The following is a 17,423-nucleotide window of genomic DNA, read 5'->3' on the forward strand; positions in this document are numbered from 1 at the left end:
GAGTCGGCGCCTGCTGTACGCCGCGGCGATGTCGGCGGCGCGCACGAAGACGTGGAAGGACTTCTACCAGACGCAGCGCAACAAGGGGCTGAGCACGACGGCTGCACTGGTGGTGCTGGCCCGAAAGCTCATGCGCGTGGCGTTCTCGCTGTTCAAGCGACACGTGATGTTCAATGCCCGCTTGGCGGCCGCCAAAGCTTGACGAGAACCATAGAACCTCAGCGTGAACGGTCTTGACGCTACTTCCCAGTACCAGCCGGCATCGCCTTCTGCATCTCGGCCGCCATGCGGCGCATGTCCTCCGGCGACAGGGACTGCTGCATCTGGCCCATCATGCGCTGGATCTCGGCCTGCGTCGGCGCCCGGCCCGCGGCCGCAGCGGCGCTCATCGGCGCAGCCATGCGCTGCATCTCCACCACGTTCATCTTCATGCCGCCAGGCAGCACCATGTCGCCCGGCCGCATGCCGGCGGGGCAGGCGCCCTTCCATTGCGCCTCCATCACCAGATCGGTCTCGTCCTGCTTTGGACGCGGCGGTGCATAGGTGGTGTGCGAGCTGACGCGGTAGCGGCTGTCCATGTCGCCGGTGATCACGGTCAGCCGGGTCATCGTCGCGTCGGGCAGCTTGCAGACCTCCTTGTGCGTCAGCACGCGGCCCACCTCGCTGCGCATGTCCTCCTGGCAGTTGGTAGGCTTGCGCGCCTCGGCCTGGCGGCTGGCACCCTGCTCCTGCAGCAGGCGGTCGGTGGCGGCATCGGCGCATTGCTGCAGGGTCATCGGCTGGGCCTTGGCGGCGGTCTCGACGCGCATCTCCCACAGGCCGTCCTTGCGGCGCGGGAAGGCCGGGCCGGCGAGGACGAGGGCAGCCTCGGCGAGCAGCGCAACGGCGACGGTGATGCGAACGGGACGAAACGGGCGGAATGCGGACATGGCAGCTCCTCGGCGGATGCGGACTCCGCCTGCCGCGGTTGTAGTGGCCCGCGCCGCCGCTGCGAATATCGCGCGCGTACTAGGTCGAAGGTCGAAGGTCGAAGGTCGAAGCTGGAGCCTTGTGCAGGTGCAGGTCCCGATGGCACCGCCAACCGGTGATCGAACAACCGGCGTGGTGCCGTCCTGAGCCCCTCTCCCCTCGCGGGAGAGGGGTTGGGGAGAGGGGGCGCCCGCCGCCCGACGACCTTGCGCCTTGCGCGCGCCGTCACCCCCTCTCCCCCGCCCTCTCCCGCGAGGGGAGAGGGAGCAAGACAGTCAGGAGCAAGGCCTGCCTAGAACGCCGTCCACTTCTGCGCACTGGCCGCGCTTTCCACCGCCTTCTCGATGAAGCGCACGCCGCGCGCGCCATCGGCCAGGGTGGGGTAGTCGGCCCGCAGCGGATCGGGCGCCACACCCTGCTGCAGCGCGCGGATGTGCGCGATCACGCCCAGGTAGACATTGGCGAAGGCCTCGATGAAGCCTTCTGGATGGCCGGCCGGCAGCCGCGTGGCGAGGCGAGCAGAAGCCCCCAGCCAGGGCGAACCGCGCGTGAGCAGCCGGCGCGGGCCGTCCAGCGGCGCATGCACCAGCATCTCGGGCTGCTCCTGCCGCCAGTCCAGCGTGCCGGTGCTGCCGAAGACGCGCAGGCGAAGGTCGTTCTCGCAGCCCACCGCGATCTGCGAGGCCACGAGCACGCCGCGCGCGCCGCCTTTGAAGCGCAACAGCAGGCTGGCGTCGTCGTCCAGCCGCCGGTCAGGCACCAGCGCCGACAGGTCGGCGCACAGGCTCTCCAGCTCCAGGCCGGTGACGGTGGCCACCAGGTTCTCGGCATGCGAGCCGATGTCGCCCAGCGCGCCGGCCGCGCCGCTGCGTGCGGGGTCGGTTCGCCAGCCCGCCTGCTTGTTGTCGCCGCCTTCGAGCCGCGTGGCCAGCCAGCCCTGGTGGTAGTCGACCACCACCTTGCGCACCTCGCCGATGGCGCCGCCGGCCACCAGGTCGCGGGCCTCGCGCACCATGGGATAGCCGCTGTAGTTGTAGGTCACGCCGAAGACGCTGCCGCTGCGTGCCACCGTCTCCACCAGGTCCTGCGCCTGCTCGCTGGTGTGGACCAGCGGCTTGTCGCACACCACATGGATGCCGGCTGCGGCAAAGGCGCGGGCCACGCTGTGGTGCAGGTGGTTGGGCGTGACGATGGTGACGAAGTCAATGCGTTCGTCGGGCGTGCGCTTCAGTTCGTCATCGAGCAGCGACTGCCAGTCGGCATGGTTGCGCGCATCGGCCAGGCCGAGTTCGCGGCCCGAGGCGTACGCACGCTCGGGCGTAGACGACAGGGCGCCGGCCACCAGCTCGGCCTGGCCGTCCAGCGCCAGGGCCTGGCGGTGCACGGCGCCGATGAAGGCGCCCTGGCCGCCGCCCACCATGGCATAGCGCAGCTTGCGCGCGAAGGCACTCACGCCCTGCGCTGGTGCCGCGCCCTCGGGCTGCGCTTCGATGCGATGGCTCATGTGCCCGCCATGCCGCCCTGGGCGGCCTTGTCGAAAGCGGCGTCGAAGGCGCCGGCCGCGGGCGGAAAGTCCAGCCGGCGGCAGAAGGCGGCGCTTTCCGTGGCGCCGTGCACGCGGTCCATGCGGCTGTCCTCCCATTCCACGGAGAGCGGGCCGGCATAGCCGATGTCGTTGAGCGCCACGATGATGGCTTCGAAGTCCACCATGCCGCGGCCGACGCTGCGGAAGTCCCAGAAGCGGCGCGCGTCGCCGAAGCTGGTGTGGCCGCCGAAGACGCCCACGGTGCCGTCGCCGCGGCCCCACCACACGTCCTTCATGTGCGCGTTGTAGATGCGGTCCGCAAAGCCGCGGATGAAGCGCACATAGTCCACGCCCTGGTAGGCCAGGTGGCTGGGGTCGTAGTTGAAGCCGAAGCGCCGGTGGCCGCCGACGGCCGCGATGGCCCGCTCGGCCGAGGCGATGTCGAAGGCGATCTCGGTGGGATGCACCTCCAGCGCGAAGTTCACGTCCTGCTGCTCGAAGGTGTCCAGGATGGGGCCGAAGCGCCGACCGAAGTCCGCGAAACCCGCATCCCAGTAGGCCTGCGTCGTGGGCGGGAAGGCATAGGTCGCATGCCAGATCGACGAGCCCGTGAAGCCGGTGACGGTCTTGACGCCGAACTTCGCCGCGGCGCGCGCCGTGTCGGCCAACTCGCGGGCGGCGCGCTGGCGCACACCCTCGGGGGCGCCATCGCCCCACACGCGCGCCGGCAGGATGGCGCGATGCCGCTCGTCGATGAGGTCGCACACCGCCTGGCCCACCAGGTGGTTGCCGATGGCCAGGCAGGTCAGGCCATGCTCGCGCAGCAGCGCCCACTTGTCCCGCACGTAGGTGTCGGAGGCCAGCGCCTGCTGCACGTCGAAGTGGTCGCCCCAGCAGGCGAGCTCCAGGCCGTCGTAGCCCATGCGCCGCGCCAGCGGCGCCAGCTCGGCCAGCGGCAGGTCGGCCCACTGGCCGGTGAAGAGGGTGATGGGGCGCGGCATGCGACCGTCCTTTCTGCTGTCTTGTCGATGGTTTCCGGCGCGTTGCGCCGCGCAGACGGCCTGCACCCGCTCCCTCTCCCCTCGCGGGAGAGGGCTGGGGAGAGGGGGCTGCCCATGCGCACAGTGGGTGGCTGCGGCGGCGCACGCGCCCCCTCTCCCCCGGCCCCTCTCCCACGAGGGGAGAGGGGAGTGGGGCCGATCCGCGCGAGGCGCGCGGATCGTCAGAACGGCGAGTCGGGGTGGTAGAAGTCCTTGGCGTTGTCCTTGGTGATCAGCACCGACGGGATGATGGTCGTCGCCGGCAGCTTCTCGCCCTTCAGCCGCGCCTCGGCCGTGAGCTTGATCGCGTCGTAGATGAACTTGGGCGAGTAGCTCACGTCGGCCTGGATGCGCGGGTCCTTGTTGTCGAGGATGGTCTTGACCATGCCCTTGGCCCCGGCACCACCGAAGACGATCTTGATGTCGTTGCGCTTGGCCTGCTCGATGGCCTTGAGCACGCCCACGGCCATGTCGTCGTCCGCGGCCCAGATGGCGTCGATCTCCTTGAAGCGCGTCAGGTAGTCCTGCGTCACCTTGAAGGCGTCGTCGCGGTTCCAGTTGGCGTACTTGGCGTCGAGCAACTTGATGTCGGGATAGTTCTTGAGAACGGCGCTGAAGGCGTCCATGCGCTCGTTGTCCAGCGTGGTCGCGATGCCGCGCAGCGCCACCACGTTGCCCTTGCCGTTCAGCTTCTTGGCGATGTACTCGGCCGGGATCTTGCCGAAGGCGGTGTTGTCGCCGGCCACGTAGGCGTCCTGCGCGCTGGTGTCGGTGAGGCCGCGGTCCACCACCGTGACGTAGGCGCCCTTGGCCTTGACCTGCGCCACCGGCTTGGTCAGCGCGGCCGACTCGAAGGGGAAGACGACCAGCGCGTTGATCTTGGTGACGGTCGACAGGTCCTGCAGCTGGTTGGCCTGCTCGGGCGCGTTGGCGGCCGTCTTGATGGTGATCTTCAGATCCTTGTACTGCTTCTCCAGGTCCTTCTTGGCCTGGTTGGCCCAGTAGTTGATGCCGCCCATGAAGCTGTGGGTCGCGGCCGGGATGGACACGCCGAGGTTCACTTTCTCGGCAGCCAGCGCGGGCACGCTGGCGAAGGCGGCAGCGGCCACCGCGGTGAGCGCGAGGCGGCGGGTGATGAAGGTCATGCTGGGAGTCTCCTGGGTTGAAATGTCACTGGCACGGAACACGAACAGCCCGTTCACGCTGAGCCTGTCGAAGCGCAGCGCAGGGCTTCGACAGGCTCAGCCCGAACGGTGGGGGAAGATTCGAACGCATGGTGCTCACCGCCGGCCCCTCTGCAGAAAGGCCACCACGATGATCACGAAGCCCTGCACCGCCGCGTTGAGGTACACGCTGATGATGCTGGTGAGGTTGAGGATGTTGCTGATGACCGAGAGCAGGATCGCGCCCACCACCGTGCCGGCGATGCTGCCCGCGCCGCCCTTGAGCGCGGTGCCACCGACGATCACGGCGGCGATGGCCTCCAGCTCCCACAGCAGCCCGGTGGTCGGCGAGGCCGAGCCCAGCCGCGGCACGTACAGCAGCGTGGCGATGCCCACGCACACGCCCAGCAGCATGTAGGTGAGGATCTTCACGCGGTCCACGTCCACGGCCGCATAGCGCGCCACCTGTTCGTTGGAGCCGATGGCCTGCACGTAGCGCCCGTAGGCCGTGCGGTTGAGGATCACGCCGCCGACCACGGCCACCGCCACGAACACCCACACCGGCACCGGAATGCCCAGCAGGCTCGCGTAGTAGACCGGCGCATACAGGTCCGACAGGTCGTTGTCGAGCGTGAGCGCGCCGCCGTCGGCGAAGTAGGTGAGGTAGGCGCGGAAGATGCCCAGCGTGCCCAGGGTGACGATGAAGGGCTCGATGCGGCCCTTGGTGATGAGCAGCCCGTGCGCCAGGCCGAACATCGCGCCCAGCACCACCGCCAGGCCCGCGCCCAGCACCACGGCCATCAGCGGCGAGCCGGTGGCCGGCCCCGCCCAGTTGATGAACATGATCACGCTGCCCGCGATCAGCGCCGCCATCGAGCCCACCGACAGGTCGATGCCGCCCGAGATGATCACGAAGCACATGCCCACCGCGATGATGCCGATGAAGGCCGTGCGCGTGAGCACGTTCATGGCGTTGTCCACGGTCGCGAAGTCGCTGTTGAGTGCGGCCCCCGCGATGCACAGCAGCACCAGGCCGATGATGGGGCCCAGGCCGTGCAGGCGTTCGGCCCAGCCCGGCCGGGCGGCGGCGCGGTGCTGTGCGCCTTCGGCCGCGGCGGTGGAGGAGGAGGTGTCAGGCGTCGGCATGGGCTGTTCCCGTGGCATGGGCGATGAGCTGTTCTTCGGTGAGGCCGTCGGCCGGCAGCGTGGCGACGATGCGGCCCGCGCGCATGACGGCCACGTGGTGCGCCAGGCCGATGAGTTCCATCAGCTCCGACGAGATGACGATGACGGCCAGGCCCTCGCGCGCCAGGCGCTGGATCAGGAAGTAGATGTCGCGCTTGGCGCCCACGTCCACGCCGCGCGTCGGCTCGTCGAGCACCACCACCTTGGGATGCGGCTGCAGCACCTTGGCCAGGGCCAGCTTCTGCTGGTTGCCGCCGGACAGCGATGAAGCGCGCACATCCAGCGAGCCGGTGCGGATGCCGTAGTCCTTCACGGCCGCATCGAGCGCCGCGCGCTCGGCCTCGGGCCGCAGCCAGGGCCGGGCGTACTGGTCCAGCGCCATCAGCGTGAGGTTCTGCCGCAGGCCGAAGGCCACGTGCAGGCCCTTGCCCTTGCGGTCTTCACTCAGGTAGGTGAGGCCGTGGCGCGCGGCATCGCGTGGCGAGCGCAGTTGCACCGCGCGGCCCGCCAGCTCGACCTGGCCGCGCCCCGGGCGCAGGCCCAGCAGGCCTTCGAAGAGTTCGGTGCGACCCGCGCCGACCAGGCCGGCGAAGCCGAGGATCTCGCCGGGCCGCACCTCGAAGCCGGCCTGCTGCGCCCAGCCGGGCACGTCGAAGCCCTGCACGCGCAGCGCGGGGGCCCGGCCGGCCGGCACCGGCTCGCGCGGCGGATAGAGGTCGGCGATCTCGCGGCCGACCATCAGGCTGGCCATCTGGTGGCGGGTGACCTCGGCCGTGGCCGCGCGCGTGACGAAGCGGCCGTCGCGCATCACGACCACCTCGTCGGTCACGCGCTCGACTTCGTCCAGCTTGTGCGAGATGTAGACGATGGTCACGCCGTCGGTCCGCAGTTGGGCGATGAGGCGGAACAGGCGCTCGGTCTCGCCGGGCGTGAGCGTGGCGGTGGGCTCGTCCATGATCAGCAGCCGGGCGCGGCGCGCGATGGCCTTGGCGATTTCCACCAGCTGCTTCTCGGCCACGATCAGGCGCCGGACCTTGGTGGCCGGATCGATCCGCAGCCCCACCTGCGCCAGCGCCGCGGCGGCCTCGGCCTGCATGGCACGCTCGTCGAGGAACGGGCCCTTCTTCTTCTCGTGGCCCAGGAAGATGTTGTCGGCCACGCTCAGGTCTTCGGCCAGGTTGAATTCCTGGTGGATCAACACGATGCCCAGCGCCTCGGCATCGCGCGAGCTGCGGAAGGCCTGCGGCTGGCCGTTGGTGCGCAGCACGCCGCCGGTCGGGCTTTCGTAGCCGGCCAGGATCTTCATCAGGGTGGACTTGCCGGCGCCGTTCTCGCCCAGCAGGCCGACCACCCGGCCGGGCGGCAGCGCGAAGCTCACGCCGTGCAGCACCTGCACCGGGCCGAAGGCCTTGGTGATGGCATCGAACTCGACGGCGACGCCGGTCTTGCTCGGGGCAGTGGTGCGGGTCATGGCGTGCATCGCGTCCTTGCCGTGTTCAGGGTGCGACGCCGCGGGCGCGCAGCGTCTCGTGCATGGCCAGCACGCCGGCGCCGGTCACGCCCGCGTCGGTGCCCAGCGGCGTGTACTGGATCTCCAGGTGCCGCGTCGACAGGGCCAGGGAGCGCTGGTACACGCTCTGCCGCACGGCCGCCAGGAACAGCGGGCCGATCTGCGTGATGCCGCCGCCGATGAACACGTGCGAGGGATTGAAGAAGTTCACCACCGAGGCCAGCATCTGCCCGATCAGGCTGCCGGCGCGCTGGATGATGGCGTTGGCCACCACGTCGCCCGCCCGGCTGGCGTGGCCCACGTCGATGGCCTCGATGCGGCCCTGAGTGCGCAGCACGGCCGCCAGCGCGGGCGACTCGCCGCGCTCCGCCGCCGCCTGCGCCATGCGCACGATGGCCGGGCCCGCGGCCATGGCCTCGACGCAGCCCACGTTGCCGCAATGGCAGCGCGGCCCCTGCTGGTCGACGCAGATGTGGCCCACGTCGCCGGCCGAGCCGGCGGCGCCGCGGTAGACCTCGCCGTGGCACACGATGCCGCAGCCGATGCCGGTGCCCACCTTGATCACCAGGAAGTTGGACAAGCCGCGCTGCAGCCGCCACAGCTCGCCCAGCGCCATCAGGTTGACGTCGTTGTCGACGAAGACCGGCGCCGCATAGTCCTCGCGCAGGTAGTCGCGGATCGAGAAGCTGTCCCAGCCCGGCATCAGCGGCGGATTGACCAGCTGGCCGGCCTCGAAGTTGACCGGCCCCGGCACGCCCATGCCGATGCCCAGCACGCGCCGCCCCGGAATGCCCCGGGCCTGCAGCAGCTCGCGCAGCCGCTGGCGCACGCGGGCCAGCACCACGCCCGGGCCCTCGCGCACGTCGATGGCCTCGGCATGCCGCGCGAGCACCGTCAGGTCGGGCTGCATCACGGCGACGTCGAGGCTGGTCGCGCCGATGTCCACGGCCAGCAGCACACCCAGTTCGGCATGCAGCTGCAGCTGTTCGGGCCGGCGTCCGCCGGTGGAGGCTTGCGGGCCGGCCTCGGCCAGCAGGCCCTGCTCGATCAGGCCGGCGATCAGGGCGTTGGCGCGGCTGCGGGAAAAGCCCAGGCGCTCGGCCATGCCATGGCGCGAGCCGCCGGCCGACCAGAAGAGGGTCGACAGCAGGTCCAGCTCACCGGCGGAAAGGCCGTTCCAGGGCGCCATGCGGCGTTGTCTCCGTGTTCTCGTGGCCAGCCTCGAACGGGTGGCGCAGTGGCACGGATGCTAGGCGGCCGACTTTGCGCAGACAAGGCCGAACTTCGGCCATAAACAGGCGGAAGCCGTCAAGCGTCTGGCTTATGAAGAGGTGCGCAGTGCGCCCAATGAAAAAAGCCAGTCGGCGAACCGACTGGCTTTCTGCAGAGGCAGGGTCGCGGCAAGGTGCCGCGCGCCCTCATTTCTTCTGGCGGAACTTGCGCAGCGCGGCCAGCTGGGCGGCCATCACGGCCAGCTCGGACTGGGCCATGGCGATGTCGATCTCGCTCTTGGCGTTCTTGAGGGCTTCCTCGGCGGCGCTCTTGGCGGCGGCGGCCTTCTCGTCGTCCAGGTCCTTGCCGCGGATGGCGGTGTCGGACAGCACGGTCACGCAGTCGGGCTGCACTTCGAGGATGCCACCGGCCACGAACACGAACTCCTCGCCACCGTCGGCCGTCTCGATGCGCACGGCACCGGGACGGATGCGCGTGATCAGCGGCGTGTGGCGCGGGAAGATGCCGAGCTCACCGGCTTCGCCGGGCAGCGCGACGAACTTCGCCTCGCCCGAGAAGATGGACTCCTCGGCGCTGACGACGTCGACACGAATGGTGTTTGCCATGGATGGTCTGCCGATCAGCCGAGCTTCTTGGCCTTCTCGAAGGCCTCGTCGATGGTGCCGACCATGTAGAAGGCCTGCTCGGGCAGGTGGTCGCACTCGCCGTTGGCGATCATCTTGAAGCCGCGGATGGTTTCCGACAGCGGCACGTACTTGCCGGGCGCGCCGGTGAACACTTCGGCCACGTGGAAAGGCTGCGACAGGAAACGCTGGATCTTCCGGGCGCGGGCCACGGCCAGCTTGTCCTCGGGCGCCAGTTCGTCCATGCCCAGGATGGCGATGATGTCGCGCAGTTCCTTGTAGCGCTGCAGCGTGCCCTGCACGGCGCGGGCCACACCGTAGTGCTCTTCGCCGACGACGTTGGGGTCGAGCTGGCGCGAGGTCGAGTCCAGCGGGTCCACGGCGGGGTAGATGCCGAGCGACGCGATGTCGCGCGACAGCACCACGGTGGAGTCCAGGTGGGCGAAGGTGGTGGCAGGCGACGGGTCGGTCAAGTCATCGGCCGGCACGTACACGGCCTGGATCGAGGTGATCGAGCCGACCTTGGTCGACGTGATGCGCTCCTGCAGGCGGCCCATTTCCTCGGCCAGCGTCGGCTGGTAGCCCACGGCGGAAGGCATGCGGCCCAGCAGTGCGGACACTTCGGTACCGGCCAGGGTGTAGCGGTAGATGTTGTCCACGAAGAACAGCACGTCGCGGCCTTCGTCGCGGAAGGACTCGGCGATGGTCAGGCCGGTCAGGGCCACGCGCAGACGGTTGCCCGGGGGCTCGTTCATCTGGCCGTAGACCATGGCCACCTTCGACTCGGACAGGTTCTCCTGAACCACGACCTTGGAGTCGGACATCTCGTGATAGAAGTCGTTGCCCTCGCGGGTACGCTCGCCCACACCCGCGAACACCGACAGACCGCTGTGGGCCTTGGCGATGTTGTTGATGAGCTCCATCATGTTCACGGTCTTGCCGACGCCGGCGCCGCCGAACAGGCCCACCTTGCCGCCCTTGGCGAACGGGCAGACCAGGTCGATCACCTTGATGCCGGTTTCCAGCAGTTCGGTGGAGGGCGACAGCTCGTCGTAGGCCGGGGCCTTGCGGTGGATCGAGGCGGTCAGCTCCTGCGAGACCGGGCCGCGCTCGTCGATGGGGTTGCCCAGCACGTCCATGATGCGGCCAAGGGTGGCCTTGCCGACGGGCACCGTGATGGGCGAGCCGGTGTTGACCACGGTGATGCCGCGGCGCAGGCCGTCGGAGCTGCCCAGCGCGATGGTGCGCACCACGCCGTCACCCAGCTGCTGCTGCACTTCCAGCGTCAGTCCGCCGCCTTCGAACTTGAGGGCGTCGTACACCTTGGGCATCTGGTCACGGGGAAACTCCACGTCGACCACGGCGCCGATACATTGAACGATTGTTCCTTGAGCCTGAGCCATGTTGTGCTCCAGTAATTTGTCTTGAATCTGCTGAATGCCGGATCGGGCGGAATCAGTTGCCGGTGGCCGCGGCCGCACCGGACACGATTTCCGACAGTTCCTTGGTGATGCCGGCCTGGCGGGTCTTGTTGTAGACCAGCTTCAGCTCGTTGATCAGGTTGCCCGCGTTGTCGGTGGCGGCCTTCATGGCCACCATGCGCGCCGACTGCTCGGAGGCCATGTTCTCGGCCACGGCCTGGTAGACCAGCGACTCCACGTAGCGCACCAGCAGGTCGTCGATGACGGTCTGCGCGTCGGGCTCGTAGATGTAGTCCCAGGCGTGCTGCGGGGCGCTGCCGTCACCCTTGAGGCTCTCGGCCTTCAGCGGCAGCAGCTGCTCGACCACCGATTCCTGGCGCATCGTGTTCACGAACTTGGTGTAGCTCAGGTACACGGCGGACAGGCGGCCTTCGGCATACGCGTCCAGCAGCACCTTGACGGGGCCGATCAGCTTCTCGAGGTGGGGCGTGTCGCCCAGCTGCACGGCCTGCGACACCACCTTGGCGCCCACGCGCGTCAGGAAGCCCAGGCCCTTGTTGCCGATGGCCACCGCCTCGGTGGACACACCGGCCGACTGCAGCTCGCGCAGCTTGCTGGTGACGGCACGAAGCACGTTGGTGTTCATGCCGCCGCACAGGCCCTTGTCCGTCGTCACCACGATCATGCCGGCGACCTTGGCGTCGCTGGTCTTCATGAAGGCGTGGGTGTACTCCGGATTGGCCTGGCTGAGGTTGGACGCAATGGCGCGGATCTTTTCGCTGTACGGACGCGCGGAGCGCATCCGTTCCTGCGCCTTGCGCATCTTGGACGCGGCCACCATTTCCATGGCCTTGGTGATCTTCTTGGTGTTCTCCACCGATTTGATCTTGCCGCGGATTTCCTTGCCGGCTGCCATAGCGCTCTATGCCTCTCGGATCAGGCGAAGGACTTCTTGAACGAGGTGATCGCGGCCGTCAGTTCGGCTTCCGCGTCCTTGTCCAGGGCCCGGGCCTGCTCGATCTTGTCGACCAGGGCGGCGTGGCTCGTCTTCAGGAACTGGTGCAGGCCGTGCTCGAAGGGCAGCACCTTCTTGACGTCCAGGTCGTCCATGAAGCCCTTGTTCACGGCGAACAGCGACGCGGCCATCAGCGAGACGGGCAGCGGGCTGTACTGGGCCTGCTTGAGCAGTTCGGTCACGCGGGCACCGCGGTCCAGCTGCTTCTTGGTCGAAGCGTCCAGGTCCGAGGCGAACTGCGCGAAGGCGGCCAGCTCGCGGTACTGCGCCAGGTCGGTACGGATACCGCCGGACAGGCCCTTGATGACCTTGGTCTGGGCAGCCGAACCCACGCGCGACACCGAGATACCCGCGTTGATGGCGGGACGGATGCCGGCGTTGAACAGGTTGGTTTCCAGGAAGATCTGGCCGTCGGTGATCGAGATCACGTTGGTCGGCACGAAGGCGGACACGTCGCCGGCCTGCGTCTCGATGATCGGCAGTGCGGTCAGCGAGCCGGTCTTGCCCTTGACTTCACCCTTGGTGAAGGCTTCGACGTAGTCGGCGCTCACGCGGGCGGCGCGCTCCAGCAGGCGGCTGTGCAGGTAGAACACGTCGCCGGGGTAGGCTTCGCGGCCCGGGGGGCGGCGCAGCAGCAGCGAGACCTGGCGGTAGGCCACGGCCTGCTTGGACAGGTCGTCATAGACGATCAGGGCGTCCTGGCCGCGGTCGCGGAAGTACTCGCCCATCGTGCAGCCGGAGTAGGCCGACACGTACTGCATGGCCGCCGATTCCGACGACGATGCGGCGACGACGATGGTGTATTCCATCGCGCCGGCCTGCTCCAGTGCGCGCACCACGTTCTTGATCGACGAAGCCTTCTGGCCGATCGCAACGTAGACGCAGGTCATGTTCTGACCCTTCTGGTTGATGATCGCGTCGATGGCCACGGCCGTCTTGCCGGTCTGGCGGTCGCCGATGATGAGCTCGCGCTGGCCGCGGCCGACGGGCACCATCGCGTCGATGGACTTCAGGCCGGTCTGCATCGGCTGGTCCACGGACTGACGGGCGATCACGCCGGGCGCGACCTTCTCGATCACGTCGGTCAGCTTGGCGTTGATCGGGCCCTTGCCGTCGATGGGCTGGCCGAGGGCGTTGACCACGCGGCCGATCAGCTCGGGGCCGACGGGCACTTCCAGGATGCGGCCCGTGCACTTGACGGTGTCGCCTTCGGAGATGTGCTCGTACTCGCCCAGGATCACGGCGCCGACGGAGTCGCGCTCGAGGTTCAGCGCCAGGCCGTAGGTGGGCTGGCCACCGGGCGTGGGCGGGAACTCCAGCATTTCGCCCTGCATCGCGTCGGACAGGCCGTGCACGCGCACGATGCCGTCGGTCACCGAGACCACGGAGCCTTCGTTACGGATGTTGGCGCTGACGCCCAGCCCTTCGATGCGGCTCTTGATCAGTTCGGAAATCTCTGCGGGATTGAGTTGCATGACTCTTTCCTTCTTTCAATCGGGTGTAAGGACGCGCGCCACCAGCCGGGTCAGGCGGTGAGCGCCGCCTTCATTTGTTCGAGACGGGCCTTGACCGAGGTGTCGAGCACTTCGTCGCCGACCACGGCGCGGATGCCGCCGATGAGCGACGGATCCAGCTCCACGCGGGTGGTCAGCTTGCGGCCGAAGCGGCGCTCCAGTGCGGCCTGGACTTCGCCGAGGGCCGCGCCTTCGATGGGGAAGGCGCTGAAGAGCACGGCATCGGCAGCGCCGCTGGCGGCGTTCTGCAGGGCACGGAACTGCGTCGCCACTTCCGGCAGCGCGGCCAGGCGGCCGTTGTCGATCACGGCGTGCAGGAAGTTCTGGCCGGCCTGCGGCAGGCCGCCCGGCACCATCCCGGCGATCAGGTCGAACACCTGCTGCGAGGACACCTTGGGGCTGGCCGCGAATTGCTGCAGCGGCGCGCTGCCGGCCACCTGGGCCAGCGGCTCCAGCCAGTCGGCCGTGGCCTGCGCGTTGCCGGCAGACGCCTTGTACAGCGCTTCGGCGTAAGGACGGGCAATGGTGGCGAGTTCGGCCATCGGTTCGTCCTTACAGCTCGGTCTTCAGGCGATTGAGCAGGTCGGCATGCACGTTGGCATCGACTTCCTTGCGCAGGATCTGCTCGGCGCCCTTGACGGCCAGCGTGGCGACCTGCTCGCGCAGGACTTCACGGGCACGCACGGACTGCTGCTCGGCCTCGTCGCGCGCGGCGGCCACGATCTTGTTGGCCTCCTCGGTGGCGCGGGCCTTGGCCTCTTCGATGATCTGCTGGGCGCGGCGCTCGGCATCGGCCAGGCGGTTGCTGGTCTCGGTGCGCGAAGCCTGCAGCTCCTGCTCGACGCGTTGGTTGGCGGAAGCGAGTTCGGCCTTGGCCTTCTCGGCGGCCGCCAGGCCCGCGGCGATCTTTTGAGCCCGTTCATCCAGCGCCTTCGCGATCGGCGGCCACACGAACTTCATCGTGAACAGCACGAGCAGCAAAAAGACGACGGCCTGAACGAACAGGGTTGCGTTGATGCTCACGACAACACCTTTCTACAGACGGTGTGGACGAAAAGGATCAGGCGCCGGCGACGACGAAGGGGTTGGCGAAGGCGAACAGCAGGGCGATGGCCACGCCGATCAGGAAGGCGGCGTCGATCAGGCCGGCCAGAATGAACATCTTCGTCTGCAGGTCGTTCATGAGTTCGGGCTGGCGAGCCGAGGACTCGAGGAACTTGCCACCCATGAGGGCGATGCCGATGGACGCGCCGATAGCGCCGAGACCGACGATCAGACCACAAGCCAGAGCGACGAGACCGAGAACGTTTGCCATGATGACTCCTTAGATGAAAGGCAAGAGAGGGGAAAAACGAAACGAGAGGAAAGCGGGAGCACGAGGGCCGCAGGGGCCGCTCAGTGGGCTTCGTGCGCCTGGCCCAGGTAGATGAGCGTCAGCATCATGAAGATGAAGGCCTGCAGCGTGATCACCAGGATGTGGAAGATCGCCCAGATGGTGCCGGCAATGATGTGGCCGATGGGCAGCAGCACGCCCGACAGCGAGGCCGCCATGGCGCCGCCCATGAGGGCGATCAGCATGAAGACCAGTTCGCCGGCGTACATGTTGCCGAACAGCCGCATGCCGTGCGAGATGGTCTTGGCCAGGTATTCGATGATCTGCATCAGCAGGTTGATGGGCCACAGCAGCGGGTGGGCGCCGAAGGGTGCCGAGATGAGCTCGTGGCCCCAGCCGCCCAGGCCCTTGATCTTGATGCTGTAGATCAGGCACAGCACCAGCACCGAGGTCGACAGGCCCAGCGTGGTGGACAGGTCGGCGGTGGGCACCACGCGCATGTAGGCATGGTGCGGGTCGTGGCCCAGGGCGCCATAGGCCTTGGCCCAGAGCGACGGCAGCAGGTCCACCGGCAGCATGTCCATGGCGTTGAGCAGGAAGATCCACACGAACACGGTCAGCGCCAGCGGGGCGATGAACTTGCGGCTCTTGGCGTTGTGGATGTTGGCCTTGGCCTGGTTGTCGACCATCTCGACCAGCATCTCGACGGCGGCCTGGAAGCGGCCGGGCACGCCGGCCGTGGCCTTGCGCGCGGCAAGCCACAGCACGAAGCAGCCGAGCGCGCCGATGATCAGCGCATAGAGAACGGAGTCGAGGTTGATGACACCGAAGTCCACGATGGCCTTCTGGACCACGGGCTTGAGGCTCCAGTCCACCTGCCAGTGCTGCAGGTGGTGGACGATGTACTCACTCGCGGTCGGGGCGTGTCCTTCGGCGGCCATCTTTCAGCGTCTTTTCTCTTAAACAGTCAGATACGGTTCGATTTGCGGGGGCGCATGACCAGCGCGAGCCAGTACATCTTGAGCGCCACCACCGCGCCAGCCAGCAGAGCCAGCCAGTGAATTCCCTCGATCAGCCACGGCGCCGCCGCCAGCAAGGCGATGGTCAGCGCGATCTTGATCAGTTCCCACACCATAAAACCCAGCATGGCGGCCGATTGCGACACACCACCACGCATGCGGCCCATGGCACGGGCGAACAGCGCAGCGGGCACAGCGACCGCCATGGCTCCGTAGAACGCGGACACCGCCGCCACCGGCCGTTGCGTCCAGCCCCAGGCCACCGCTGCCACGATCAACCCCGAGGCGATCTGGGCCCCGACCACCCACCAGGGGGAGAGTTCGGGATGGCGCTCGCGAAGCCGCTGGGCCTCTTCGGCGGTCAGCGGGGTGAAGCTGTCTTCGTCAGCTTCTGCGGGCTCGGTGTCGACCGTGCGGATCGGGGCCTTGGTTGTCATTCGAATGGCAGCCGTCGGTCCAAACGGTCAAGTCAGGGAAATCTACAAAGCCACTCATTATAGGTAGCAAAAACACGTAGAAGCCAGCCCAGAGTGGTGCGGCTTCGATAATCGCCCGATGTCTGCTGCTCCCGCCCTGCCCGAATCCCTGTGCCATCTCGATGGCGAGTACCTGCCGCTGCGCGACGCCAAGGTGAGCGTGCTCGACCGCGGCTTCATCTTCGGCGACGGCATCTACGAGGTCGTGCCGGTGTACGAAGGCCGCCTGTTCTGCTTCGACGAACACATGGCCCGCCTGGAGCGCTCGCTCGACGAGTTGCGCATTCCCCATCCGCACGACCGCGGCGGCTGGCGCGCCATCGCCGAGCGGCTGATCGAGGCCTCGGAGCGCTCGCCGTCCCAGTCGCTCTACATCCAGGTCACGCGCGGCGTGGCGGTGCGCGACCATGCGATGCCCGCCGGCCTCACGCCGACGGTCTTCGTGATGCTCAACCCGCTCAAGCCGGTGGCCGACAAGGCCCGGGCCGAGGGCGTGGCCTGCGTCACGGCCGAGGAATTCCGCTGGCAGAAGGCGCACATCAAGAGCACCAGCCTGCTGGGCGCCGTGCTGGCGCGGCAGATCAGCGTGGAGGCCGGCGCGGCCGAGACGCTGATGTTCCGCGGCGAGCTGCTGAGCGAGGCCTCGTCGAGCAACGTCTGGGTGATCAAGGACGGCGCCGTCGCCGGACCCGTACCCGACCACCGCGTGCTGCGCGGCATCCGCTACGGCCTGCTGCAGCGGCTGTGCGAAGCGCGCGGCATTCCCTTCGCGCTGCGCGACATCACGCGCGGCGAAGTCCTTGCCGCGGACGAACTGCTGATCTCCTCCGCCACCAAGGAGATCGTGCCGGTGACCCGCCTGGACGGCAGCCCCGTTGGAAAGGGCGTGCCCGGCCCCATCTACCACGCCTTGTATGCGGCCTATCAGGACGCCAAACAGGAGCCCCAGCCATGACCGACACCCCCACCACCCCCGGCTCGACCGACCCGCGCAAGGATTCGCTGATCGAGTACCCCTCGCGCTTCCCCATCAAGGTGATGGGCGCGAACGTGGACGGCTTCGTCGGCGCCGTGACGCACATCGCCCGGCAGTTCGACCCCGAGTTCGACGCCGGCACCATCGAGCTGCGCGACAGCAAGGCCGGCAACTACCTGGGCGTGACCATCACCGTCACCGCCACCAGCCGCGAGCAGCTGGACGAGCTGTACCGTACGCTGTCCTCGCATCCGATGGTCAAGGTCGTGCTGTGAGCGCCGCCGACACCGAAGCCCTGCCCGCGGCGTAAGCCGTCCGCCCGCCGCCGGCCGAGCCCGCGGGGCTGGGCCGGGTGGACTATGCCGCCACCTTCGCCGCCCTGTCGCGCTGCCCCACCGCACCCCCCCCCGAGCCCGCAGAA

The 17,423-nt window shown here is 68.3% G+C and carries 18 protein-coding genes and 1 pseudogene; 3 read left to right on the forward strand and 16 right to left on the reverse strand.

Annotated elements, in window-relative coordinates:
- Positions 1-202: pseudogene (locus tag NS331_RS26550) on the forward strand (hypothetical protein); the annotation flags it as partial.
- 37 nt (positions 203-239) lie between these two features.
- On the opposite strand, the gene NS331_RS02610 reads toward NS331_RS26550, so the two are convergent.
- The 16 genes from NS331_RS02610 to NS331_RS02685 form a co-directional block, all read right to left on the reverse strand.
- A complete protein-coding gene (locus NS331_RS02610; protein ID WP_058640462.1) occupies positions 240-929 on the reverse strand; it encodes a DUF3617 domain-containing protein in 690 nt (229 codons plus the stop codon).
- 332 nt (positions 930-1,261) lie between these two features.
- A complete protein-coding gene (locus tag NS331_RS02615; RefSeq protein WP_058640475.1) occupies positions 1,262-2,389 on the reverse strand; it encodes a Gfo/Idh/MocA family protein in 1,128 nt (375 codons plus the stop codon).
- A gap of 80 nt (positions 2,390-2,469) precedes the next feature.
- Positions 2,470-3,495 (reverse strand): sugar phosphate isomerase/epimerase family protein, encoded by a 1,026-nt coding sequence (locus tag NS331_RS02620; protein ID WP_058640463.1) that lies wholly within the window; start codon positions 3,493-3,495, stop codon positions 2,470-2,472.
- Between the two features lie 221 nt (positions 3,496-3,716).
- The gene (locus NS331_RS02625; RefSeq protein ID WP_058640464.1) at positions 3,717-4,679 is read right to left on the reverse strand and encodes a substrate-binding domain-containing protein; all 963 of its coding nucleotides are present in this window, start codon (positions 4,677-4,679) and stop codon (positions 3,717-3,719) included.
- Between the two features lie 135 nt (positions 4,680-4,814).
- On the reverse strand, positions 4,815-5,843 hold the full coding sequence (locus NS331_RS02630; protein ID WP_058640465.1) for an ABC transporter permease: 1,029 nt from the start codon (positions 5,841-5,843) through the stop codon (positions 4,815-4,817).
- Positions 5,830-7,353, reverse strand: a complete 1,524-nt coding sequence (locus tag NS331_RS02635) for a sugar ABC transporter ATP-binding protein (protein ID WP_058640476.1) — start codon at positions 7,351-7,353, stop codon at positions 5,830-5,832. The genes NS331_RS02630 and NS331_RS02635 overlap by 14 nt, the downstream gene beginning before the upstream one ends.
- 25 nt (positions 7,354-7,378) lie before the next feature.
- Complete coding sequence (locus NS331_RS02640; protein ID WP_058640477.1) at positions 7,379-8,548, reverse strand: ROK family protein; 1,170 nt, start codon at positions 8,546-8,548, stop codon at positions 7,379-7,381.
- A 262-nt stretch (positions 8,549-8,810) separates the two neighbouring features.
- Positions 8,811-9,230 carry a F0F1 ATP synthase subunit epsilon gene (locus NS331_RS02645; protein WP_058640466.1) on the reverse strand — a complete coding sequence of 140 codons (420 nt, stop codon included), beginning with the start codon at positions 9,228-9,230 and terminating at the stop codon, positions 8,811-8,813.
- A 14-nt stretch (positions 9,231-9,244) separates the two neighbouring features.
- Positions 9,245-10,651 carry a F0F1 ATP synthase subunit beta gene (atpD, locus tag NS331_RS02650; protein WP_058640467.1) on the reverse strand — a complete coding sequence of 469 codons (1,407 nt, stop codon included), beginning with the start codon at positions 10,649-10,651 and terminating at the stop codon, positions 9,245-9,247.
- Positions 10,652-10,703: 52 nt separating this feature from the next.
- Positions 10,704-11,585, reverse strand: coding sequence for a F0F1 ATP synthase subunit gamma (atpG, locus tag NS331_RS02655; RefSeq protein WP_058640468.1), 882 nt, complete (start codon positions 11,583-11,585; stop codon positions 10,704-10,706).
- Between the two features lie 20 nt (positions 11,586-11,605).
- Positions 11,606-13,159 carry a F0F1 ATP synthase subunit alpha gene (gene atpA / locus NS331_RS02660; RefSeq protein WP_058640469.1) on the reverse strand — a complete coding sequence of 518 codons (1,554 nt, stop codon included), beginning with the start codon at positions 13,157-13,159 and terminating at the stop codon, positions 11,606-11,608.
- A 50-nt stretch (positions 13,160-13,209) separates the two neighbouring features.
- Positions 13,210-13,740 carry a F0F1 ATP synthase subunit delta gene (locus NS331_RS02665; RefSeq protein WP_058640470.1) on the reverse strand — a complete coding sequence of 177 codons (531 nt, stop codon included), beginning with the start codon at positions 13,738-13,740 and terminating at the stop codon, positions 13,210-13,212.
- A gap of 10 nt (positions 13,741-13,750) precedes the next feature.
- Entirely contained in the window at positions 13,751-14,221 is a 471-nt protein-coding gene (locus NS331_RS02670; protein ID WP_017762128.1) for a F0F1 ATP synthase subunit B, read from the reverse strand.
- A 37-nt stretch (positions 14,222-14,258) separates the two neighbouring features.
- Complete coding sequence (gene atpE / locus NS331_RS02675; protein ID WP_038200332.1) at positions 14,259-14,513, reverse strand: F0F1 ATP synthase subunit C; 255 nt, start codon at positions 14,511-14,513, stop codon at positions 14,259-14,261.
- 80 nt (positions 14,514-14,593) lie between these two features.
- Positions 14,594-15,472, reverse strand: coding sequence for a F0F1 ATP synthase subunit A (gene atpB, locus NS331_RS02680; protein WP_058640471.1), 879 nt, complete (start codon positions 15,470-15,472; stop codon positions 14,594-14,596).
- A 26-nt stretch (positions 15,473-15,498) separates the two neighbouring features.
- Positions 15,499-15,987 carry an ATP synthase subunit I gene (locus tag NS331_RS02685; RefSeq protein ID WP_058640472.1) on the reverse strand — a complete coding sequence of 163 codons (489 nt, stop codon included), beginning with the start codon at positions 15,985-15,987 and terminating at the stop codon, positions 15,499-15,501.
- 118 nt (positions 15,988-16,105) lie between these two features.
- Between NS331_RS02685 and NS331_RS02690 the strand changes: the two genes are divergently transcribed.
- Both NS331_RS02690 and NS331_RS02695 read left to right on the forward strand, forming a co-directional pair.
- Entirely contained in the window at positions 16,106-16,981 is an 876-nt protein-coding gene (locus NS331_RS02690) for an aminotransferase class IV (protein WP_058640473.1), read from the forward strand.
- The gene (locus NS331_RS02695) at positions 16,978-17,277 is read left to right on the forward strand and encodes a YbeD family protein (RefSeq protein WP_058640474.1); all 300 of its coding nucleotides are present in this window, start codon (positions 16,978-16,980) and stop codon (positions 17,275-17,277) included. The genes NS331_RS02690 and NS331_RS02695 overlap by 4 nt, the downstream gene beginning before the upstream one ends.
- The last annotated feature ends 146 nt before the right edge of the window (positions 17,278-17,423 follow it).

This window comes from Pseudacidovorax intermedius (assembly GCF_001476815.1).
GTDB lineage: Bacteria > Pseudomonadota > Gammaproteobacteria > Burkholderiales > Burkholderiaceae_C > Xenophilus > Xenophilus intermedius_A.